The organism is Synechococcus sp. EJ6-Ellesmere (assembly GCF_024345875.1).
Lineage (GTDB): Bacteria > Cyanobacteriota > Cyanobacteriia > PCC-6307 > Cyanobiaceae > Regnicoccus_A > Regnicoccus_A antarcticus.
In genome coordinates, this window is record NZ_JAGQBY010000001.1 from 24677 (window position 1) to 46462 (window position 21786).

Below are 21786 nucleotides of genomic sequence, written 5' to 3' on the forward strand. Positions count from 1 at the left end.
CCGAGGCTAAATGGCTGGATCGGCTGCCGCAATCTCCGGCCAGGGCGACCAGCGCAGCAGCCGCTGGCTCCAGCGCCCATCGTGGTGCAGCTCCAGCAGGCGGCCGCCCGGATCCTCCGCGCGGCCCAGCGGGCAGGCTTGCACCGCCCCGAAGGCGCAGAGCGTGGAGGGACAGGCCAGTACGGGAATGCCCGGCTGCCCCCCCAGCAGTCCCTGCCAGTGCTGGTGGACATGGCCGCAGAGCAGGAGCGCCACTGACGAAGCCTCCAGAAGGATCCCGGCCAGCTCGGCCCCATCGCGCAGACCGATGGCATCGAAGCTCGGGTCGCTGATCGGTAGGGGCGGGTGATGAACCACCACCAGGGCGGGAGAGCAGTCGTGCAGCAGGCGCTGCCGCAGCCAGGACCGTTGCCCGGCGCCGAGCCAGCCGCCGCAGTCACCGCTGCGGTGGCTGGAGAGCAGCAGCAGTCGCCAGGGGCCAAGCCGCAGCTCTGCGGGCGCCAGCACGGCCTGGCGCCCGAGGGCCGCCTGCAGCAGGGCGGGGTGATCGTGATTTCCCGGCAGCAGCGCCAGGGGCAGGCCCGAAGCGGCGAGCAGGTCTCGGAGCTGCACATAGCCGCCCCAGCTCTCGTCCTGGCAGAGGTCTCCGCTGATCAGCAGTAGATCCGGGCGGTCTTCGAGGGCAGCGAGGGCCTGCTCGAGGCCATGGCGCAGCTGAGACAGCGGGGTTCGGCCCCTGTAGCGACCCTGCCCCTGACGGAGCAGATGGGGATCACTGAGCTGCAACACCTTGAAGGCATTGTTGCCTGAGTCCAAAGCCTCTGAATCCGACTGGCTGATGTGGCCCCGCTCTTGAAGGGGTCGCAACAGAAGGAACCACGGATGGGGACCTTCACACTAAGTTGCCGCAACAGCGCTGCCAGCCCATGGCCTCGATCCCCCCCGGCACCCGTGTGCGATGTGCCCTCTGCCAGGTGGAGATCCAAGGCATGGTGGGCGGCCAGGACCAGGTGATCTTCAGTCAGGGGGCTCCTGGAACCCGCGCCAAGCTCTGGGCCAGGGTCTGCCAGTACGTCAGGGAACCCCAACGCTGCCTCAACCAGGACCAGGCGCTCCGTGGCGAGGTCGGCGCCGACGACTTCTACGGGGAGGCCCCCAGCCTCGGCCTGTTCGACGCACCGGGCGGGCCCACTCCTCCAGCCTGAGCCGTCTGGCGCCGGGGGCTGTCGTGCCGGCTTGTACGCTCAACTCCATGCCCGGCGGGCATCACCCTGACGATCGAGCGCGGCCTCCCGGGCAGCCTTGAGCTCAGGGGCAGTTCTCTGCAGAGGCCGGTCGGGCGTCCGACCCGCTCTCCAGCTCCGCCGGTGCCCCACCCACTCATCCCCCATCTGGAGCGTCTGGTCACCCCGCTCGCCGAGGCTTCGGGCCTGGCGCTTCAGGGGGTGGAGATCCAGGCCCACCGGCTGCCGCTCACGCTGGTGATCCAGATCCGCCACGCCGACGGACGCGACATCAACCTCGATGAGTGCGCCGCCTTCAGCGGTGTGCTCGGCGAGGTTGTCGAAGCCAGTGAGCTGATGCCCCAGGCCTATGTTCTGGAAGTCAGCAGCCCCGGGATCGGCGAGGAGCTGCTCGATGACCGCGATTTCCACAGTTTTCGCGGCTTCCCCGTGGCCGTGCGCTTCCGGGATGGCAAGGGCCTGGAGACCACCCGCGAAGGTCTGCTGCTGGAGAGGGACGAGGAGCACCTCCAGCTCAACCTGCACGGCCGCATCAGCCGGATCCCCCGTCCCGATGTGATCTCCGTCCGACTGGTCACACCCGCCACGGACTGACCACGTCCAGCTCCCTCCCCACCTCAACCCCCTTTTTGACCCGATGGCACTCGTTCTCCTCCCCGGTCTTCAGAACCTGATCGAGGACATCAGCGAGGAGAAGAAGCTTCCTACCCAGGTGGTGGAAGCGGCTCTGCGCGAGGCCCTGCTCAAGGGCTACGAGCGCTACCGCCGCACCCTTTACCTGGGCATCAGCGAAGACCCCTTCGAGGAGGATTATTTCAGCAACTTCGATGTGGCCCTCGACCTCGACGAAGAGGGTTACCGGGTGCTGGCCAGCAAGATCATCGTCGAGGAGGTGGAGAGCGAGGACCACCAGATCGCCCTGGCCGAGGTGCAGCAGGTGGCTGAGGACGCCCAGGTCGGTGACACCGTGGTGCTCGATGTCACCCCCGAGAAAGACGACTTCGGCCGCATGGCCGCCGCCACCACCAAGCAGGTGCTGGCCCAGAAGCTGCGCGACCAACAGCGCCGGATGATCCAGGAGGAGTTCGCCGATCTCGAAGATCCGGTGCTCACCGCCCGGGTGATCCGCTTCGAGCGCCAGTCGGTGATCATGGCTGTGAGTTCAGGCCTGGGCCGGCCTGAAGTGGAAGCGGAACTGCCGCGGCGGGATCAGCTCCCCAACGACAACTACCGGGCCAACGCCACCTTCAAGGTGTTCCTCAAGGAAGTGAGTGAGGTGCCCCGCCGCGGACCGCAGCTGTTCGTCTCCAGGGCGAATGCCGGTCTGGTGGTGTATCTGTTCGAGAATGAAGTGCCGGAAATCCAGGAGGGTTCGGTGCGGATCGTGGCCGTGGCCCGTGAAGCCAATCCCCCCTCGCGAGCCGTGGGCCCCCGCACCAAGGTGGCCGTCGATAGCGTCGAGCGGGAAGTGGATCCCGTTGGCGCCTGCATCGGCGCCCGTGGCTCCCGCATTCAACAGGTGGTCAACGAGCTGCGCGGCGAGAAGATCGATGTGATCCGCTGGTCGCCTGATCCGGGTCAGTACTTGGCCAATTCCCTCAGCCCCGCCCGCGTCGAGATGGTGCGGCTGGTGGACCCTGAGGGGCAGCACGCCCATGTGCTCGTCCCCCCTGACCAGCTCAGCCTGGCGATCGGCCGCGAAGGCCAGAACGTCCGTCTGGCGGCACGTCTCACCGGCTGGAAGATCGATATCAAGAATGCCGCCGACTACGACCAGGTCAGTGAGGACGCCCGGGCGGCGGAGCTGATCGCCCTGCGCGAGGAGGATGAGCGGCAGCAGGCCGAGGCCGAAGCCCGCCTGGCGGTGGAGCAGGCCGCCCGTGCCGAGGAGGATGCCCGCCTGCGGGAGCTCTATCCCCTGCCCGAAGACGAGGAGGGCTACGACAGCTACGCGGAGGATGGGGAGGCCGAAGCGGACGACGAGGCGGAGCCTGCGGCAGAGATCGAGGCCGTGACCGAGGTCGAGTCGGAAGCCGGCGCCGAGACCGTGACAACAGAGGAAACCGAGCCGGCCGCAGCGGAGCAGGAGGACGAAGCCGCCGCAGAACTGCGGTGAGCGGGGGCGTCGTGATGAGGCGCTGCGTGTCCTGCCGGGAACGGCAGGATCGTCGCCTGCTCTGGCGGATCGTCCGCCAATATGGAGATGGGGTGGTGCTCGAGGGGGCCTCCACCAGGGCCATGGGCCGTTCGGCCTATGTCTGTCCCTCCAGCAGCTGCATCGAGGACGCCAGGCGCCGCAAACGCCTGCAGCGCTCCTTGCGCTGTCAGGTGTCGGATTCCATTTACACGGCACTGGAGGAACGGTTGAGCGAGTCACTCGCTGCAGCCTCTGAGGCAAGATGAACAGTGGCCGCACCGCGCGTGGGGCTCGGAGGCACACGCTGCCCCGACCGATCGGAGACCTGAATGACCAGCAGCGGCAAAGTCAGAATTTATGAGCTGTCCCGCGACCTTGGCCTGGAGAACAAGGACGTGCTCGACGCCGCTGAGAAGCTGTCCATTGCGGTCAAGAGCCACAGCAGCTCCATCAGCGATGGGGAGGCCGAGCGCATCCGCAGCCTGATCAGCACCCCCGGCAACGGTGGTGGGGCACCGGCGGGCCAGCCTGTCCGGCCCACGCCACCGGCCAGCGAGCCTGCCAAGGCCATCCTGTCCGTCAAGAAGGCCGCCCCTGCCGCTCCGGCTCCGCCGGCAACCCCGGTCAGTCCGGCTGGTAGCGCCAAGCCGATGCCGGCTGTCAGGCCGATGAGCAGCCCCCAGAAGCCTGCAGCCGCTGCGCCGGCCCCTGCCCCGGCTGCCAAACCGGTCATCGTCAAGCCGGCCCCCAGGCCGGAGATCGTGGCGCAGGCCCCCGCTGCAGCGACGAAACCTGCGGCACCCACCCAGCCGCCGGTGGTCAGAAAAGTGGTGCCCCAAGCCGCCCGTCAGGCCCCCACCACTGCCGCACCAACCCGGCCGGCTGCACCTCTGAAGCCCACCCCTGTCTCAGCCGCTCCAGCCAAACCCGTGGGTGCCCCGAGCCGCCCGCCTGCACCGCCGGTGAGCAAGCCCGAGCCGCCCCAGGTGCGCAAACCGGATTCGGCCGCAGCGACCAGCCCAAGTCCACGACCCGCCACCAGCCCCCGGCCTGTGCCCCGGGGCAGTGCACCGGCCCCCTCCCGGCCGGCCACGCCCCAACGACCCGGAGCCCCGGCTCCGGTGCGCAATGCCAGCGGCGGTGGCTCCGGCCGACCGCAATTGGTGGGCCGGCCCCAGCCCGGCCAGCCCGGCACCAGCAACCGTCCGGCTCCTCCTTCGGGCCGTCCGGCCCTGAGCCAGCGGCCGGCCGGGGCTCCCCAACGACCCACTCCGCAGGTGGGCCGACCCACCCAGGCCCGCAGCCCCCTGGAGCTGGTGGGCAAACCGATCCGCCGCGACGCCGCCGGCCCCGGAGGCACCAGTCGGCCCGGAGCTCCCGTGCGCCCCGGAATGCCTCAGGGCATGCGCAAGCCGGTGGCCCCCGGTGAGCTGATGCAGCTCCAGAAACCCGGCAGTCGCCCGATCGCCGCACCACCCCGGCGGCCCGAGCGCAGCGAAGGCAGTCCCGACGCCCCAAGGCCCACCGCCACCCCACCAGCAGCCCCGCGGCGTCCGGCATTCCGCACGCCCCAGGCCGCAGGGCCTGGCCGGGCACGGCGCCCGGAATGGGATGACAGCGCCAAGCTGGAGGCCCTGCGCAGCAAGTCGCCCCAGAAGCAGCGCCAGAAGGTTCACATCATCGGCGACAACGATGATGCGCTCACCGCCGAAACCGGCGGCTTCGCCGGCGAGCACGAGGCGATGGTGCTTCAGGCCAGCCTGGCCCGGCCGGCCAAGCCGCGCACCCGTCCCACCACGCCTGGCGCCAAGCCCGTGGTGGCGATGCGCAAGCGCAAAAAGGAAACCACCCGTCAGAGGCAGCGGCGCCGCGCCATGGAACTGCGCGCCGCCCGGGAAGCCAAGGCCACCCGGCCCGAGATGCTGATCGTTCCGGAGGGCAATCTCACGGTGCAGGAACTGGCCGACCGCCTGGGCGTGGAGAGCTCCGAGATCATCAAATCCCTCTTCTTCAAGGGGATCATCGCCACGGTCACCCAGACCCTCGATCTCTCCACGATCGAAACGGTCTCCGAGGAGTTCGGGGTGCCCGTCCTCCAGGACGACGTGGAGGAGGCCGCCAAGAAGACGGTCGAGATGATCGAGGCCAGCGACCTCGAGCACCTGATCCGGCGCCCGCCGGTGGTCACGGTGATGGGCCACGTCGACCACGGCAAGACCAGCCTGCTCGATGCCATCCGCAAGACCCGCGTGGCGGCCGGGGAAGCCGGGGGCATTACCCAGCACATCGGCGCCTATCAGGTCACGATTCCCCACTCCGGCGAAGACCGTCGCATCACCTTCCTTGACACCCCGGGCCACGAAGCCTTCACCGCCATGCGGGCCCGGGGCACCAAGGTCACCGACGTGGCCGTGCTGGTGGTGGCCGCCGACGACGGCGTCAGGCCCCAGACCCTGGAGGCCATCAGCCACGCCCGGGCCGCGGAAGTGCCGATCATTGTGGCGATCAACAAGATCGACAAGGAGGGCGCCCAGCCTGAGCGGGTCAAGCAGGAACTCTCCGCCCTGGAGCTCGTTTCCGAAGACTGGGGCGGCACCACCGTGATGGTGCCGGTGAGCGCCACCAAGGGCGAGAACATCGACAAATTGCTGGAGATGATCCTGCTCGTGACGGAGGTCGAAGACCTCCAGGCCAACCCGGACCGGATGGCGAAGGGCACCGTGATCGAGGCTCACCTCGACAAGGCCAAGGGCCCCGTGGCCACTCTGCTGATCCAGAACGGCACCCTCAAGGCCGGCGATGTGGTGGCAGCCGGGCCGGTGCTCGGCAAGGTGCGCGCCATGGTCGACGACTCTGGCAAGCGGGTCAAGACCGCAGGCCCTTCCTCGGCTGTGGAAGCCCTCGGCTTCAGCGAAGTGCCCACGGCCGGTGATGAATTCGAGGTCTACCCCGACGAGAAGATCGCTCGCTCGGTGGTGGGGGATCGGGCCAACGAAGCCCGTGCCACCCGCCTGGCCCAGCAGATGGCCTCCCGTCGGGTCTCGCTGGCATCGATGTCAGGTCAGGCCAGCGAAGGGGAGCTCAAGGAGCTCAACCTCATCCTCAAGGCCGATGTCCAGGGCAGCGTCGAGGCGATCCTGGGGTCCCTCGAGCAGCTGCCCCAGGGCGAGGTGCAGGTGCGCGTGCTGCTCTCCGCCCCTGGCGAGATCACCGAAACCGACGTGGATCTGGCGGCCGCCTCCGGTGCCGTGATCGTCGGCTTCAACACCTCGATGGCCTCCGGTGCCAAGCGGGCCGCCGATGCCAATGGCGTCGACGTGCGCGACTACGACGTGATCTACAAACTGCTGGAGGACATCCAGCTGGCCATGGAGGGCCTGCTGGAGCCGGAGCTGGTGGAGGAGCCCCTCGGAGAAGCGGAGGTGCGTGCCGTCTTCACGATCGGCAAGAGCGCCGTGGCCGGTTGCTACGTCACCAGCGGCAAGCTGCAGCGCAACTGCAAGGTGCGCATCCAGCGCAACAAGCAGGTGGTGTTCGAGGGCGATCTCGACTCCCTGCGCCGCAACAAGGACGACGTCAAGGAGGTCGCCACGGGCTTCGAGTGCGGCATCGGCTGCGATCGCTTTGCCAACTGGCAGGACGGTGATCGGGTGATGGCCTACAAGCTGGTCACCCAACGCCGCACCCTCAGCACCTGATGTGAGCCCCCGCAGCGAACCCCTGCTCTGGCTGCAACTCCTCGGATTGGCAGCCATCCCGGCGGAGCTGCTGGCCGTGGTTCTGATCCTGGCGGGCGCCGATCCGGGGCCGGTGCCAGCGATCGAGCGGCTGTTGCTCTGGGCGCTCGGCGCCTTGCTGCCGGCGGTGCTGCTGTGGCAGCGGCCAGCTGATTGCTGGTCGTTGCTGCTGCTGCAGACTCCGGCCCGGGGCCGCCGCGAGGCTCAACAGCGCCTGAGTGCCCTCCAATCACCACTGCCCGTTCGCCTGCTGGCCGCTGCGTGGGCGCTGCTGTTGCTGCCGGCGATCTGGCGTCTTGACTCCCTCTCCGCCCAGATGGCGGCCATCGCGCCCCTGCCGGAGGCCTCCCGGCTGGTCACGATCCTGCTGTCTGTGCCGTTGCTGGCGATTCTGGTCTGGCAAGGACAGCAGCTGGTCCAGGCCGTCTGGCTGTTCAGCCGCAGCCCTGAGCAGGTGGGTGGAACCCCCGCCATGGGACCTGAAGCACTGGGGCGGGAACGGTTGAGTCTTGGACTGCCCCTGCTGCTCCCCGATCCCCTCAGCCTGGTCCAGGACAGGCAACCCAAGGCAGCGCCCTCCAGTTCCTCAGCGGTCGCGCCAGAGCAGCAAGCCAAAACCGATGAAGGCGCTCAGCTGGATGAGCAGGTCTCCTGAAGCCACCTCTGAGCCGGAGGATGCACGCATCGCCATGACGCCCAGCCCGATCGCACCTGAGGCGGTGAGGGCAAACCAGAGGGCACGCCTCAGACCTTTCCAGGGGGCTTTGGCTTCCGCCAGGAGCCGCTCTCGCAACTCAGGATCCAGGGGGGTGGAGCTGGGCTGGGGCTTGGGCCGAGTCGAAGGCATGGGCCAGGGGCCTTTGGAACCCCTGAATGCTAATTTCATGGAGATGCCGGTGTAGCTCAGTGGTAGAGCAACTGATTCGTAATCAGTAGGTCGTCGGTTCAAGTCCGATCACCGGCTTGTGAGCCACTCATGTCTCGGGATACGGATCCTTTCCTGGGACAACCCAAGCCAATGAGCTCAACGGCACATGGGCAAGATCAGGGATCGCCCCAGCAGGGTACAGCTGGCGGTCAGGCGGGGAAGGGCTCCAACTCGCCAGGGCGACGCAGCATCTTATTCACCTCGTCGAGATGCATCTCTTCGAGCACGATCATCTCGCGCGCATATTCTTCGAGCAGAACGGATTGACCTTCAGCAAGCTTCAGCAGGCCGTAGTAAGCATTCAACGCCATCGACTCATGCTCAAGGCTCTCGCGAAGAATGTCGCCGATATCGTGTTTGTGGGTTTCCAGCAGGGTTCCAATGCGCAGCGACGGATGAGCGCCGAGCAGGGTGACCATCTCCCCGGCCCTGTGGGCATGATCAAGCCCCTCGGTGGCATTGCCTTTCAGCCACGACACGATAGGGATCCGGTTGTAGCCATAGACCATGAGCGCGTAGTGGGTGTACTTCACCACTCCTGCCAGCTCCAGCTCCAGGATCCGGTTGAGGGCCTCCACCATGGCCTGTTTCGCCGCGGCCTTGATCGTTTCCATAACCCACTCCTCTGCTGGGAACGGAGACATGCCCTGGGCGCAGGATCGGGTCCACGGGCCTTGGCTCCACCTCAGGCTAGGCCGATCCCCTTGCAGGACCACAAGCGCCTGGAATGGGCAGGACATAGACGGCAGCGGGTCACGCCCCAGCCAGCAAAAAGCCCCCCGCGATGCGGAGGGCTATGGGGCTCAAACCCGGTTGTTGCTTGATCCGGAGGCTCGGCTCAGGATCAGCCGATCGCAGGAGCGGTCAGCGCCACAGGAGTGGCTTCAGCAGAAGCCAGGTCCAGCGGGAAGTTGTGCGCATTGCGCTCGTGCATCACTTCCATGCCCAGACCAGCGCGGTTCAGCACATCAGCCCAGGTGTTGATCACGCGGCCCTGGCCGTCGAGGATCGACTGGTTGAAGTTGAAACCGTTCAGGTTGAAGGCCATCGTGCTCACGCCAAGGGCGGTGAACCAGATGCCGACCACGGGCCAGGCAGCCAGGAAGAAGTGCAGGCTGCGGCTGTTGTTGAACGAGGCGTATTGGAAGATCAGGCGACCGAAGTAACCGTGGGCAGCCACGATGTTGTAGGTCTCTTCTTCCTGGCCGAACTTGTAGCCGTAGTTCTGGCTCTCGCTCTCGGTGGTTTCACGCACCAGCGAGGAGGTCACCAGGGAACCGTGCATGGCGGAGAACAGTGAGCCACCGAACACACCCGCCACACCCAGCATGTGGAAGGGGTGCATCAGAATGTTGTGCTCGGCTTGGAACACCAGCATGAAGTTGAAGGTGCCGGAGATGCCGAGGGGCATGCCGTCAGAGAAGGAACCCTGACCGAAGGGGTAGATCAGGAACACAGCCGAGGCAGCGGCCACAGGGGCGCTGTAGGCCACGCAGATCCAGGGACGCATGCCGAGGCGGTAGGAAAGTTCCCACTCGCGGCCCATGTAGCAGAAGATGCCGATCAGGAAGTGGAAGATCACCAGCTGATAGGGACCGCCGTTGTACAGCCACTCGTCGAGGCTGGCGGCTTCCCAGATCGGGTAGAAGTGCAGGCCGATGGCGTTGCTGGAAGGAACAACGGCACCGGAGATGATGTTGTTGCCGTAAAGCAGGGAGCCGGCGACAGGCTCACGGATGCCGTCGATGTCGACGGGAGGAGCAGCGACGAAGGCCACGATGAAGCAGATCGTGGCAGCCAGCAGGGTGGGGATCATCAGCACACCGAACCAACCGACGTAGAGACGGTTGTTGGTGGAGGTGACCCACTCGCAGAACTGGCTCCAGGCAGACGCGCCTTGGCGCTGCTGAAGGGTGGTGGTCATGAGAGCGAGAATGTGTGCTCCGTGCGGAGCGGGTAAGTAGGCCAGCGACGCTCAGAAGACCGAAGTCCACTTGTAAAGCCGTTGACCTTTACAGAATAGCACGAAATTGAGTTTTGTAAAGGCGTCATCGGCACTGGAGGCCGCCCCACAGGTCCATGGGCCGCTGAGCCGACGACCAAACCACCACGACTGATCCACCAGCTGAGCTGGGCCTTGAAGTCTGCGTGAGGGCGGAGGGCCCACGAAGGAGCCACGCAAAAGGCAGAATGTTTACGTTCCGCAACAAAAGCCATGACGGTTGGCGAGCTTTTTCTTGAATCCATCTCGAGCGGTGTCATCACCCATACGGAACTGTCCTGGCTCACCGACCAGCAGGACAACTTTTCCCGCGTTGAGGAGGCCACGGCCCTTCGGCTCGGACGCCTTCTGGACCAGGGCTCCATCCAGCTGGGCTGCCGGCTGGACCCAGCGAAGCTTCGTCACGACATGGTTCGCGAGCAGTGGATTGAACCCCTCGGCCGCAGACGCCATCACTGAACTGAGCCTGACGAACCCCATGGCTGCCAATGGCCCCAGTGCCACGTCCTCCCCTCCCGCAGCGGTCAGCGGACAGGTGAATGGAGACCAGTGGCTCTTGCGAGCGGGCGCACCAGCAAGCCATCCGTTGGTGAGGGGCTGGGAATGATCCGAAGCGACAGGTCCTGATCCGGTTTCAGCACCAGCGTCAGCTGTTTGAGCATTCCCACCGTCAACAGTCGGATCTCCAGCTCGGCCAGGGACTTGCCCAGGCACACCCGCTCACCCCCGCCGTAGGGCAGCAGGGTGGCCGTGCTGTCACCGGCCAGATGCCGTTGCGGCCGGAAGACCTCCAGATCCTCGTCCTCTCTGCCATGGCGATGGCTGGCGGCGATGCTCACCTGCACCACGCGATCGGCAGGCACCAGGACGCCCGCCAGGGCAATGGGCTCGAGTGTCCGGCGAAAGAAGCCACCCACCGGCGGAGTCAGCCGCATCACCTCCTTCACCACCGCATCCAGCCGTGGCGCCCGGATGGCGTCATAGGCGGCCGTGGCCTCCCCCTGTGGGGGCGGCCACGACAAAGCGCCAAGTTCCTCCTTGAGCCAGGCCAGCTCGGCTGGATGCTGCAGCAAGGTCTGCAACAGACAGCGCAGGGAGGGGGCAGTGGTTTCGTAGCCGGCGAACAGCAACAGCAGAAGCTGCTCCGCCACGTCGTCATCGGCCAGGGGGAGCCCTGCCTCATCGAGACCACCAGCCAGCAGATCAAGGCCACCGGCGGCGAGGGGCTTGCCGGCAGCGACAGCGGCCTGAGCTTTGTTGAGCACGGAGCCCAGGAGCAACAACAGGCGCCCGCGGGCCTGACGGGCTCTGGCATAGGGGCTGCCAGGCAAGGCAAAAGGCAGGGAGAAGAGGCCCTGGCACCAGGTTTCGAAATCCACGAACAGGGCATCGCGATCGACGGGATCCAGCCCCAGCACGGTGCTGGCGATCACGCTGAAGGCAAAGCGCCGCAACCTGGGCACCAGGGCCACCGGAGCAGCGCAGCCGAGCAGGTCATGGCTGAGCTCGTTGACCAACGCCACGATGGCTGGGCTGTAGCGCTTCAGAGCAACGGTGGTGAACAGCTGGCCCACCACCCGCCGGCGCGCCTTGTGATCGACACCGTTGCGGTTGGCCAGCGACAGGGGGCCCAGCAGCTTCCGCACACTGTCGGGCCACCATCCCTGGACCGCATCGCCCTGGGCGAACAGGTCACCGACCGCCTGCCCACCGCGGATGAACACGGTGCGTTGCCCCAGCAGGGTGGTCTCATAGACGTCGCCGTAGCGCTCGAAACGCGAGCGGGCGAAATCAGGGTCCCGAAAAAAGGCAAGCGTCTCGAGCACACCGCTCAACGCTGGCGTGCTCGGCAGGGGCCGAAGGCTGGTGGGATCGAGGGGCACCCAAGTCGTTCGAAGGGGTGCCCAGGCTGGCGGGCAGCACCCGGCAGCGCGTCACCGTCGGCCCCCTGAGCTGCTCAGATCAGCAAGCTGATGGAGAGACTCACCAGGGCCAGCCCAGCCAGACCAGTGGCGGCAAGAAGCGAGACAGATTGAGCCATGGGCGTGTCCACCAAGGCCGAAATCTAGAGCAATCCTTAAGGCTTGAAGTCATTCCGGCCTGGTGTCGCAGCAATCCGTCACGGCCTCGGAGGCCCTGCTCCACAGGGCTGACCTGAACGTGGAGGTCAGGCCAGATCCAGGTCCAGCCGCAGCTGGATCTGCGGATCGGTTGGAGTTCCTCCCATGGATCGGCGACGACGCCTGCCCCCGCTGGCCGCCAGGCCGGAGCGACGGGATCCGTGCTTGTGCTGGATCGCATCGGCCAGCTCCGTGAAGCCCAGCTCCTGTCGCTGGGCCCAGATCCGCACACGGGCCTCCCTGGCGGCCTGATTGGGCTCCACGATTGGCAGTGGATAGTGCAGCCCGAGCACGCAGCCCACGCGCTGCTGGGTGATCACCGCCATCGTCCACGGTTCATGGAGGTGCACGGCCGGCACGGCGGCCAGTTCCGGTAACCACTGGCGGATGAAGTCGCCGCCTGGGTCGTGATCCTGGCCCTGCTTGATCGGGTTGTAGATGCGGATCGTGTTGATGCCCGTGGTGCCCGACTGCATCTGGCACTGGCTCCAGTGGATGCCTGGCTCGTAGTCGACGAACAGCCGCGCCAGATGCAACCCGCTCTCACGCCACGGGAGCCACAGGTGGTAACTGGCCACCGACATCAGCATCGCCCGCATGCGGAAGTTGATCCAGCCAGTGGCGATCAGCGCCCGCATGCAGGCATCCACAAACGGCAGTCCGGTGCGTCCCTCGGCCCAGGCCGCCAGCCGCTCGGGGTCGCTGCTGCGCAGGCCGGCGGTGAGTGGGTGGAGCTCGCGGAACTCCAGATCCGGCTGGCTTTCGAGCTTCTGGATGAAGTGGCAGTGCCAGTGCAGCCGTGCCTCGAAACCCACCGGCGCAGCTCCACGCCGACGGCTGAGCTGAACCACCTCCCTCATCGACAGAGTGCCCCAGGCGAGGTGGGGAGAAAGCCGCGAACAACTCTCGAATGCCGTGCGCGGGCTGGACAGCTCACGGTGGTAGCGAGCCCCCCGCCCGTTCAGAAAACTCTCGAGAACGGCCTGCCCCTGCTGCCGCCCCCCGGGCTGCCGACCCGGACAGGGATCAGGCGCCAGCCCGAGCTCGCTGGCCGAAGGAATGGCGCCGGGATCCAGTCCAGCCAGCGGCTGCAAGGCCTCCGGCGGCGGAACCATCGGCTCGGCCATCCGTGCCTCCCAACGGCGAGCCCAGCCGTTGCGGCTACCCAAGCGGCGGATCACGCCGAAGCTGGGGATTTCGATCCAGGGGATGCTGTGGCTCTTGGCCCAGCGGGCCACGCGCCGGTCGGGGGCATGGGTCCAGCCATTTCCGGTTTCCTGATGGCTCCAGAGGCCCGGGATGCCGAAGCGGCAGCGGGCCCGCTCCAGCACCTCCTCAACCGTGCCGATCCGCACCACCAGCGGCTGGCCGAGCCCGGCGAGAGCCCGGCGCAGGTCCTCCAGACTCTCGGCACAGAAGTCCCACTGCCGGGCGGAGGCATCGCTCTGCCGCCATAGCTCCGGCTCCACCACCATCAGAGGCAACACCGGGCCAAGGAAACTGGCCTGCAACAGCGGTTGGTGGTCGGCCACCCGCAGATCCCGCTTGAACCAGACGACCTGAACCGGGCCCATGGCCGCGACCCTACCCATCCACGGATGCCATGCGGGGACATGATCAGAGACCAACCAGAGCAGCGAGACATTGGCCCCATCCATCGGCAGATTGAGGCGGAGTTCTGGCAAATCCCAGCGCCATCAACCGTCCCATCAACGGCGTCGCCTGCCGTGCCGAAAGTCCCACGGCCGTGTGATGCCTCCGGGCACCTGCCACACGCCATAGCGACGGCGCATCGCCCGGTCTTCAGCGTCGATATACTCCCTGGCATCGCAGCTGGCCAGGTAGCGGCGGAAGGCAAAGGCTTCGCCGTCTTCCACCATCGCCAGGCCAAGGTTGATGTCGCCAATCACTTCGGCCACCGTGCGACCGAAGCGATCCACGGTCTGGGGCCTGAGAATCACGCTGGAGCCGATCTTCAGGCGCGCCTGAAGGTAGCGGTGGGCCCTGGCGCCATCGGGGGCCTGATCCAGCTCGGGGGCATCGATGCAGGCCAGCCGCACGGTGATCCGGCGCGGGCCCTGCTGCACGCGGATCGTGTCGCCATCTCCGATCGACAGGACCATGGCGCGGCGTTCAGCCTCAGCCAGGTCAGCCGGAGTCAGACCCAGCAACAGCTGCAGACCCAGAAGCAGGCCAGGGATCAGGAGCATCTCTCGATGGGGCCAGCTCGTGGAGGGCAAACCAGCAGGATGACTTGAGCCTGCGCCGCGGCGCTTTCCGTCGATGACCTTCTCCCTCAAGGAGTGGTGGGGCCTGCCCCATCGCGACATCCTCTCGGGCCTGGTGGTGGCCTTCGCGATGATCCCGGAGGCGATCGCCTTCTCCGGCATCGCGGGCGTCGATCCCAGCGTGGGCCTGTTCGGCGCCTTCCTGCTGGCGGTCACCCTTGCTGTGGTGGGCGGCCGCACAGCGATGATCACCTCCGCCACTGGCTCCACCGCCCTGCTGATGACAGGGCTGGTGCAGCAGGGCGATGCACTCGGCGCTGGCCTCGGCCTTCAATACCTGCTCGCCGCGGGCCTGCTCACAGGGGTGCTGCAGATCGCCTGGGGCTACCTGAAGCTGGCCCAGCAGATGCGCTTCGTGCCGCAGCCGGTGATGGCAGGGTTCGTGAATGCCCTGGCGATCCTGATCCTGCTCGCCCAGCTACCCCAGCTTGGCCTGGATCTCGTTCATCCCGAAGCCGTGGCGGTGCAAGCGGACCAGCTGCCGGCGGTCTGGGGAGTGACCGGGCTCACCCTGCTGATCATCTATCTGTTGCCGCGCCTGACCACGGCGGTGCCCTCGGCACTGATCGCCATCCTGATCACCACCGGGCTCTCGATCAGCCTCGGGCTGGATCTGCCCACGGTCTCAAGCCTGGGCAGTCTGCCTTCGGGCCTGCCGCGCTTCGGGCTGCCGCAGGTGCCATTCAGCATCGACACCCTGGGGGTGATCCTGCCCACGGCCCTGGCGATTTCGCTGGTGGGTCTGATGGAAACCTTCCTCACCCAGGACATCCTCGACGACCTCACCGATGAATCCAGCCACAAGAACACGGAGGCCAGGGGTCAGGGCATCGGCAACATCGTCAGCTCGCTGTTCGGCGGCATGGCCGGCTGCGCCCTGGTGGGTCAATCGGTGATGAACGTGGGCTACGGCGGCCGCACCCGCCTCTCCACCCTCACCTCAGGGCTGAGTCTGCTGGCGATGATCCTGCTGGCCAGGGGCTGGGTGAATCAGATCCCGATGGCCACCCTGGTGGGCGTGATGATCATGATCGCCATCAACACAGCCAATTTCGGCTCGATCACCGGGATCGGCAAGATCCCCAGGAGTGACACGGCCGTGATGCTGCTCACCGTGGGCATCACGGTGCTTACCCACAACCTCGCCATCGGCCTGCTCGCCGGTGTGGCCCTCGCCGCCATTCTGTTCAGCCGCAAGGTGGCCAAGGTGATCGCCGTCGACAGCCGCCTGGAGGCACCCGATCACCGCCTCTACACGGTGCGCGGTCAGCTGTTCTTCGTGAGCAGCATCTACTTCCGCGCGGGTTTCGAGGTGCATGAACACCCCGCCCGAGTCACGATCGACATGGCGGAGGCCCACATCTGGGATCAGAGCGGTGTCACCGTGCTGGATCAGGTGATCCGCCGGCTCAAACTCGGCGGCAGCGCCGTGGAGGTGATCAACCTCAACCGCGAGAGCACCAATCTGTTCGCCCGCATCGGTGTGGCGCAGGAAGCGGGCGGGCGGGGCGGTGAGCCGGGTCCGCTGCATTGAAACCTGCTGCCTCAGAGGTTCAGCTGACGCAGCTGGTTGATCAGCCACTGGATGGGTGGGGCATCATGCCCTCTAACCGCGCCGGAACCTGGCCTATGCCGTTGCCCACGCGTCTCCCCCGCCCGCTGGTTCTGGGACTGGCCTTTCCGCTCGTGGTGCTCAACCTTTGGGTGTTTGGTTCGCTCTATCGCGCCTTTGAGGCGATCGCCTCCACCTTCATCCTGGCCGGTGTGATCGCCCTGATCCTCAACCTGCCGGTGCGGCTCCTTCAGCGGCGCATGGGCATGCCCCGCGGCTGGGCAATCGGATCGGTCTTCGGGCTGTTCCTCGGGCTCGCCGTCGCGGCGGCATCCACCCTGCTGCCCCTGCTGGTGGTCCGCTTCTTCATGCTCACGCAGGTGCTGCCGGAGTGGATCACGGCAACAGGCGACAACCTCGCCTCCATCACCGGCCGGGTCAACGCCCTCGGCGTACCGATCGACACCAGCGTGATCATCAGGGGAATGGCGGCCAACCTCACTGCTCAGCTCGAGTCGGTGCTGCTGAACATCCCTGGGTTCATCTCCGGATCACTGGGCAGTTTCTTCAGTCTTTTCTTTCTGCTGGTGCTCACCATCTTCTTTCTGATCTATGGCGGTGAACTGGTGCGCAACTGCCTGGTGTCGTGGTTGCCGCAGGACCAAGGCCTGAGAGTGCTGAGCGTGCTGCGGCGCAACTTCAACAGCTACATCTTCAACCAGCTGGTTCTCTCGGCTGTACTGATCAGCGCGCTGACCCCAACCCTGCTGCTCCTGCGGGCGCCCTTCCCTATCCTTTCGGGAATCACGATCGGCCTGATGGGATTCATCCCCTTCGGAGCCATCCTCGGAATCCTGCTGATCAGTGCTCTGTTCATGCTCAAGAGCTTCTGGCTGGGGCTGCGGATCTTCGCCGTGCTGATCGTGGTGGATCAGGTGATCGAGAACGTGCTGCCGCCGCGGCTGCTGGGCAAACTCACCGGCCTCAACCCAATCGTGATTCTCTTCTCGGTGATGGTGGGCGCCACGCTGGCTGATTTCTACGGGGTGATCACCGCCGTGCCGATCGCCGCCACCATCAAGGCCCTGCTCCTGGAGCCAAGTCCGGACCATACCCTGACCACCCCTGAGTTGAGGCCATCCGCGACGGTCTGAGCGGTTGAACCCGGTTCACCGCGATTGTCCGCGTTCAGAGCCTCAGGTTTGGGCAGATCAGGTCAGCTTCCCGAGCGGGATCGCTGCGCCAGCCGACCAGCAACGCCTCCAGCTCAGTCCTGAGCTGAGCGAGATCGTTGATCTGCTGCTCGATGCGCTCAATCTGGTGGTTGAGCATCACTGGATGTCGTGGCAGGGCAGCTCGCCGTCATCATGAATTGCCAGACAGCTCTGGATCTCCTCCAGGGAAAGCCCCCAGGGTCTTGAGCCGGCGAATGAACTCCAGGCGGCGCAAGCTCTGCTCGTCGAACAGGCGGTCGACCGCTCCGAGGGCGGCCAGGGCACCGATCTTCATGGCACTGCCTGGTGTCGGGGGCAGAGCAGTCTGCAACGGCTTGACTCTCCACTTCTGAGGAGACTCTAAACTTGCATGACTGTCATTGATCCCCTGCCCATGCCGCGCTTCGATCTGCTTCTGCTCCTCTCAGCGGGGCTGGGTGCCGTTCCGCTGAGCGTTGCACCGCCTGCTGCCTACGCGCAGGCCAACGACATGCTCCCCACAAAGGCGGCAGCTGAACAACGGGCCAGGACACTCGCCTGCAGCGGCGCCTTTGCGATGGGCAAGGAGTGGATGCCCTGCAGCTCCTTCGACGCCTATCAGAAGGCGGTCTCGAAGTCGAAATGAACCCAGTCAAGCCTCAGTCCAAAGCCATGGCGATGCCCGTTGTGCTCGTCCTGATGGCGGACGCCCACGCCAAGGGGGTGTTTGCCATGGCGGGGTCTGGTTGCCCTGCGCCAACGAGCAGGCGCTGCACAAGGCGCTTCAGAACGAATGAGAACCCGCCAAACCCGCCAACACCTGCGCCGCCTGCACCGAGCCCTGGTGCCCCTGGCGGCCCTGCCGATCATCCTCACCGCCCTCTCCGGCTCCCTCTATGGCCTGCTCTCGGCCCAGGGAATCGAAGCCTTCTGGTTGATGAAGCTGCACACCGGGAATTTCGGGCTGATCAACCTGCAGCCCTATTACTCCGCCATCCTCGGCCTGCTCACCTTGGTGGTGGCCGGCTCGGGGCTGGGCCTGCTGATCGGCGCGCGTCGGGGCCAAAGCCCCCAGGTCTGAGCGCCAACGAGAACTGCGGGCCGGACCAAGCCGGCCCGCAGTTGTCTTCAGAGCCGGAAGAGAGCGTCGAATTTATGATACTCAGGCTTGCGCAATCCTTCAACCGCCAGCATGCGCCGCAGCTCGATGATCTCGGCCCGCTGGGCGAGGATCACGTCCCGGGCGAAGCGCCGGATGGTGGTGTTGGTGCTCTTGGCCAGGGCGTCGTGGGCCATCATCAGCGCCCCGCCGTGGTGTTCAAGCATGCCCTCGAGAAACCACACCACCCGGTTCTCCCTGGTGGGCCCGGAGCCCATCATGCGCATCGCCTCGATCTGGGCCTGACTCATGCGGGTGAGGCCCGACAGGCTGTCCGGATCACCGCCAGGCGCCAGCGCTACGGGGTACACCGGCGCCTGGGGATACCAGGCCTTGCGCCACAGCCCCATCGCCCGGATCTCATTGGCCTGATCGCGCCAGATGGTCTTGCCAAGAGCCCCCACACCGGGCTGGCCGATGTCGAAGACGAATTCGCTCATGCGCAGCGCACCGGTGTGGTGCTGGACCATGCCGTCGAGGAAGCGCAGGTCGTAGGTGGCGCCGGCTGGGCCCACGTCATGGGCGTGGTCGCCATGGTCCATGGCTGCGTTTTCACCGGCCGCGGGAGCTGGGGCGGCCATGGGCATTGAGTGGTCATCATGCTGGTGATCCATCTGCGCCCGGGCGGCCGGAGCCACCAGGGCAAGTGCGCCGAGGCAGATCAGCAGGGCAGGGAGCGAGGAGTGGCGCATCGCTGGAAGACAGAGCAGGCCAACCGTATGGTCTCCACTCCACTGGAGAGTCAACCCCTCGCTGCCGTACCCAGCAGGTGACAACTCGAGACGTGGACCGGCTGAGGCCTGGCCGCTCAGCGCTGAAGCTGACGCAGTTGGGGGGGGGGCAGGTTTCACATACCAAGCCATCAAGCTGGTTTCCAGTGCGGGGCCATTGGTGGCGAGCCAGTCGCCCGCGGAGTCGGCAGCCTTGGCTCCGTAGGCGGCGTCGGTGGCCTGACTCCAGACGGGGCCTGGCCGCAGGCCCTGAGCGAGGGTGCTGGCCAAGGCAGCCGCAAGCATCAGAGCCCCCAGGCCAGTCGTGGTTCGTGGCGCATTCATGGGCAAACCGCTCCCTCAGCGCTCCCCAGTGCTAGCGCAGGCCAGCACCGGGGGCCGTACTGGCGCTTCAACCGACGGCCATAGCCACCTCCCTGGTCTTCACCTGGGCGGATTCCAGGAAGAGAGTCTGGCTGGGATAGGCGAACTCGATCCGCTGCTTCTGGAAGGTTTCCATGATGGCGTGGTTGATCTCCTGCTGCACATCCAGAAACAGGACCATGTCGGCATCGGGAATGAAATAGACGAATTCGAATTCCAGGGCGCTGTCGGCGAAGCGCGTGAAATGACAGCGATCGAATTCCGCCGGGGGGTTGGAGCGAATCGACGCCTCCACCAGAGCGGGAATCGCCTTGACCATTTCCAGGGACGTCTGATACACGACACCGATCGTGGTGGCCACCCGCCGCTTGGGCAGATCCCCGTAGTTCTGGATCACCTTGCCCAGCAGATCTTCATTGCTGATCACGATGCGTTCTCCGCTGAGGCTGCGGATGGTTGTGGAGCGAATTCCAACCCCTTCCACTGTCCCCAGCACATCATCAAAGCGGATGAATTGCCCGATTCTGAACGGCTCATCGAAGAGAATGGTGAGGTAGTTCAGAAAGTTGGAGATCGGCCCCTTCAAGGCCAGGCCCAAGCCGATGCCTGCCCCCGCCAGGGAGGCATAGATGGCACCCATCTGCACGCCCTGATTCTGCAGAAACACCAGCAGGCCCAGGATCCACACGCCTGAGCGAATCATTGGCTCCAACCCCCTCAGCACCGTGAGCTGGTTTTCGCGCCTGAGGCGGCGCAGGGAGCGATCGAGCAGCAACAGCAGCACCCGATTGAGCAGGCGCACGATCAGCACGATGGTCAGGAAGAGCATGGCCGCTTCGAGCATGCGATCGATACCCTCGCCGAAGTTGAGCACCTCGACATCAGCCACCAGCGAGCGCCACCCCCACCAGAAGGCACTGAGGTAACCGATGGGGGCGGCCGTGGTCAGCACCGAGCGCAACAGCTGATCATCCGTGTCACCAGGAGTTCTTCTGGTCAGACGCATCAACCAACGCCCCGTCAACCGCAGCGACACCTGCACCAGGGCAATGCCCAGCAGTGCTTTCGCTGTGGCGATCAGGAACGAGATACCGAATTCCGTCATAAGCAATTCTTGATAATCCGTCAGAGTAACAAACCTTTTCCGCCAGTGCGCCACACCATCCCAACGCCTCAGCAACGCCCCATACACTTCACGGGCAAGGCCTGAGGGTGATGCGGTGGTGATCAGACTCCTCAGCTTGATGGCCGCCAGCTGGCTGCTGAGCTCCTCGGCCCTGGCGCAGGACGTCCTGAGCTGCACGAGCCTGCAGGAGCGTTACCAGGCCCTTGCCGATCAGGCGTTGCAGCAGGAAATTCTTCTGCTCAAGGCCGTGCGCCAGCGGCTCTGCCCCGCCATCAGCCAGCAGGCTGAGTCGGCCCAGTCGAGCCAGCCTGGGGCGGAGCCGATCGACTTCGACGCCCTGCTCAGCTGCCGCCATCGCGCCGAAGCCGAACTGCAGGCCACACGCGTCCCCCTCTACCGCAACCGGCGGCAACTGGCCTTCTACACCGCCCGAGGTGCGGCCCTGGCCAGGGAGGCCGACGGCTGGCTGGAGCGCAAGGATCAGGCCGGCTGTCCCTGAGCCTGCACTGACGCAGGCCCCATCGCCGCCAGCAACTGCTCCGCCAGCTCTTCGCCGCTGCGCAGGGCACCCTCGATCCGTCCGAAGCCAGGGCCGCAGATGAAATCACCACAGAAGCCGATGCGGCTCTGCGGACAGAGCATCAGCTCGCTGGCCAGGCCTGACCCCTCAGGGAAAGCCGCCCCCCAGCGCATCAGCTGAGGATCGGCGCCCTCCAGCACCAGTGGAGCGATCCAGGGCTCCATCACCGCCGAGAGGGCTGAGGCCAGGGTGTCGATCAGCGTCTGCTCCCGCTGGGGTGAAGGGCTGACCCCTGGCAGCCGGGCCACCGAGGAGCGCGATCCGATCACATCGGCATGGAGCCGGGCCACAGCTGCGCTGGAGTGGGCCACCACGGCGCAGCGTCCATCCTCCAGGGGCTGGATCGAGAGCCGCGAGAGCCCCCAGCGCCTCTCGGCCGCCGCCTCGAAGCTGAGCAGACGAAAGGGAAGCCGCCGCCAGGCCTCAGCTGCCGAGGCCTGGATCAGCATCAACAGGGCGCAACGCGGGCTGGTATTGATAGCAGCGATGGCTGTGTCAGCCCGCTCCATCTCTTGATCCCCCAGGGTGCGAGCCAGTGGCTGCAGCGGCGGCTCCGGCCTGCCCAGCAGCGTCTGCCAGCGGGGCTGCACCTTCAGGGTGCCGCTGAGCACCAGCCAGTCGGCGAC

At 66.1% G+C, this 21786-nt stretch carries 23 protein-coding genes, 1 tRNA gene and 1 pseudogene; 13 read left to right on the forward strand and 12 right to left on the reverse strand.

Annotated elements, in window-relative coordinates:
- Positions 1-6: 6 nt before the first annotated feature.
- On the reverse strand, positions 7-816 hold the full coding sequence (locus tag KBY78_RS00125) for a metallophosphoesterase (protein WP_255141800.1): 810 nt from the start codon (positions 814-816) through the stop codon (positions 7-9).
- A 110-nt stretch (positions 817-926) separates the two neighbouring features.
- On the opposite strand from KBY78_RS00125, the gene KBY78_RS00130 reads away from it, so the two are divergent.
- The 6 genes from KBY78_RS00130 (at position 927) to KBY78_RS00155 (ending at position 7773) form a co-directional block, all read left to right on the forward strand.
- The gene (locus KBY78_RS00130; protein ID WP_006172026.1) at positions 927-1205 is read left to right on the forward strand and encodes a hypothetical protein; all 279 of its coding nucleotides are present in this window, start codon (positions 927-929) and stop codon (positions 1203-1205) included.
- Positions 1206-1367: 162 nt separating this feature from the next.
- Positions 1368-1838, forward strand: coding sequence for a ribosome maturation factor RimP (rimP, locus tag KBY78_RS00135; protein WP_255141801.1), 471 nt, complete (start codon positions 1368-1370; stop codon positions 1836-1838).
- Between the two features lie 43 nt (positions 1839-1881).
- Entirely contained in the window at positions 1882-3360 is a 1479-nt protein-coding gene (gene nusA / locus KBY78_RS00140) for a transcription termination factor NusA (protein ID WP_006172028.1), read from the forward strand.
- Entirely contained in the window at positions 3357-3647 is a 291-nt protein-coding gene (locus KBY78_RS00145) for a YlxR family protein (protein WP_399215008.1), read from the forward strand. Before nusA ends, KBY78_RS00145 begins: the two co-directional genes overlap by 4 nt.
- Positions 3648-3710: 63 nt before the next feature.
- Complete coding sequence (infB, locus tag KBY78_RS00150) at positions 3711-7079, forward strand: translation initiation factor IF-2 (RefSeq protein ID WP_255141802.1); 3369 nt, start codon at positions 3711-3713, stop codon at positions 7077-7079.
- A gap of 1 nt (position 7080) precedes the next feature.
- On the forward strand, positions 7081-7773 hold the full coding sequence (locus tag KBY78_RS00155) for a low-complexity tail membrane protein (RefSeq protein ID WP_255141803.1): 693 nt from the start codon (positions 7081-7083) through the stop codon (positions 7771-7773).
- Here KBY78_RS00155 and KBY78_RS16310 read toward each other — a convergent pair.
- Positions 7705-8004: a DUF3493 domain-containing protein gene (locus tag KBY78_RS16310; RefSeq protein ID WP_399215011.1), complete on the reverse strand. Its 300-nt coding sequence runs from the start codon at positions 8002-8004 to the stop codon at positions 7705-7707. The two genes, KBY78_RS00155 and KBY78_RS16310, sit on opposite strands and share 69 nt — an antisense overlap.
- A gap of 6 nt (positions 8005-8010) precedes the next feature.
- On the opposite strand from KBY78_RS16310, the gene KBY78_RS00160 reads away from it, so the two are divergent.
- A tRNA-Thr gene (locus tag KBY78_RS00160) sits at positions 8011-8082 on the forward strand.
- Between the two features lie 113 nt (positions 8083-8195).
- Here the strand turns inward: KBY78_RS00160 and KBY78_RS00165 are convergent.
- Positions 8196-8660: a bacterioferritin gene (locus KBY78_RS00165; RefSeq protein ID WP_255141804.1), complete on the reverse strand. Its 465-nt coding sequence runs from the start codon at positions 8658-8660 to the stop codon at positions 8196-8198.
- 230 nt (positions 8661-8890) lie between these two features.
- Positions 8891-9970, reverse strand: coding sequence for a photosystem II q(b) protein (gene psbA, locus KBY78_RS00170; RefSeq protein ID WP_006170931.1), 1080 nt, complete (start codon positions 9968-9970; stop codon positions 8891-8893).
- Positions 9971-10261: 291 nt separating this feature from the next.
- Here psbA and KBY78_RS00175 point away from each other — a divergent pair, with 291 nt between their 5' ends.
- Positions 10262-10507 (forward strand): hypothetical protein, encoded by a 246-nt coding sequence (locus KBY78_RS00175; protein WP_006170930.1) that lies wholly within the window; start codon positions 10262-10264, stop codon positions 10505-10507.
- A gap of 65 nt (positions 10508-10572) precedes the next feature.
- On the opposite strand, the gene KBY78_RS00180 is transcribed toward KBY78_RS00175, so the two are convergent.
- The 3 genes from KBY78_RS00180 to KBY78_RS00190 form a co-directional block, all read right to left on the reverse strand.
- The gene (locus KBY78_RS00180; protein ID WP_255141805.1) at positions 10573-11931 is read right to left on the reverse strand and encodes a cytochrome P450; all 1359 of its coding nucleotides are present in this window, start codon (positions 11929-11931) and stop codon (positions 10573-10575) included.
- A 284-nt stretch (positions 11932-12215) separates the two neighbouring features.
- The gene (locus tag KBY78_RS00185; protein WP_255141806.1) at positions 12216-13742 is read right to left on the reverse strand and encodes a deoxyribodipyrimidine photo-lyase; all 1527 of its coding nucleotides are present in this window, start codon (positions 13740-13742) and stop codon (positions 12216-12218) included.
- 135 nt (positions 13743-13877) lie between these two features.
- A complete protein-coding gene (locus tag KBY78_RS00190; protein WP_255141807.1) occupies positions 13878-14378 on the reverse strand; it encodes a thermonuclease family protein in 501 nt (166 codons plus the stop codon).
- 73 nt (positions 14379-14451) lie between these two features.
- Here KBY78_RS00190 and KBY78_RS00195 point away from each other — a divergent pair, with 73 nt between their 5' ends.
- Together KBY78_RS00195 and KBY78_RS00200 are read left to right on the forward strand one after the other, a co-directional pair.
- Positions 14452-15990: a SulP family inorganic anion transporter gene (locus KBY78_RS00195; protein ID WP_255141808.1), complete on the forward strand. Its 1539-nt coding sequence runs from the start codon at positions 14452-14454 to the stop codon at positions 15988-15990.
- A gap of 95 nt (positions 15991-16085) precedes the next feature.
- Positions 16086-17162: an AI-2E family transporter gene (locus KBY78_RS00200; RefSeq protein WP_255141811.1), complete on the forward strand. Its 1077-nt coding sequence runs from the start codon at positions 16086-16088 to the stop codon at positions 17160-17162.
- A 34-nt stretch (positions 17163-17196) separates the two neighbouring features.
- Here KBY78_RS00200 and KBY78_RS00205 read toward each other — a convergent pair whose 3' ends face one another.
- Both KBY78_RS00205 and KBY78_RS00210 read right to left on the reverse strand, forming a co-directional pair.
- Positions 17197-17340, reverse strand: coding sequence for a hypothetical protein (locus KBY78_RS00205; RefSeq protein WP_255141812.1), 144 nt, complete (start codon positions 17338-17340; stop codon positions 17197-17199).
- Positions 17341-17373: 33 nt separating this feature from the next.
- On the reverse strand, positions 17374-17553 hold the full coding sequence (locus KBY78_RS00210) for a hypothetical protein (protein WP_255141814.1): 180 nt from the start codon (positions 17551-17553) through the stop codon (positions 17374-17376).
- A 39-nt stretch (positions 17554-17592) separates the two neighbouring features.
- On the opposite strand from KBY78_RS00210, the gene KBY78_RS00215 reads away from it, so the two are divergent.
- Complete coding sequence (locus KBY78_RS00215; RefSeq protein WP_255141815.1) at positions 17593-17847, forward strand: DUF3721 domain-containing protein; 255 nt, start codon at positions 17593-17595, stop codon at positions 17845-17847.
- 147 nt (positions 17848-17994) lie between these two features.
- The gene (locus KBY78_RS00220) at positions 17995-18282 is read left to right on the forward strand and encodes a hypothetical protein (protein ID WP_255141816.1); all 288 of its coding nucleotides are present in this window, start codon (positions 17995-17997) and stop codon (positions 18280-18282) included.
- Positions 18283-18329: 47 nt separating this feature from the next.
- Here the strand turns inward: KBY78_RS00220 and KBY78_RS00225 are convergent, their stop codons facing one another.
- Together KBY78_RS00225 and KBY78_RS00230 are read right to left on the reverse strand one after the other, a co-directional pair.
- Positions 18330-19052 (reverse strand): DUF305 domain-containing protein, encoded by a 723-nt coding sequence (locus tag KBY78_RS00225; protein WP_255141824.1) that lies wholly within the window; start codon positions 19050-19052, stop codon positions 18330-18332.
- Between the two features lie 430 nt (positions 19053-19482).
- Positions 19483-20559 (reverse strand): mechanosensitive ion channel family protein, encoded by a 1077-nt coding sequence (locus KBY78_RS00230; protein ID WP_255141817.1) that lies wholly within the window; start codon positions 20557-20559, stop codon positions 19483-19485.
- Positions 20560-20698: 139 nt separating this feature from the next.
- Here KBY78_RS00230 and KBY78_RS00235 point away from each other — a divergent pair, with 139 nt between their 5' ends.
- A complete protein-coding gene (locus KBY78_RS00235; RefSeq protein WP_255141818.1) occupies positions 20699-21079 on the forward strand; it encodes a hypothetical protein in 381 nt (126 codons plus the stop codon).
- Here KBY78_RS00235 and KBY78_RS00240 read toward each other — a convergent pair.
- Positions 21061-21786, reverse strand: a pseudogene (locus KBY78_RS00240) (hypothetical protein); the annotation flags it as partial. The gene KBY78_RS00235 and the pseudogene KBY78_RS00240 overlap by 19 nt on opposite strands.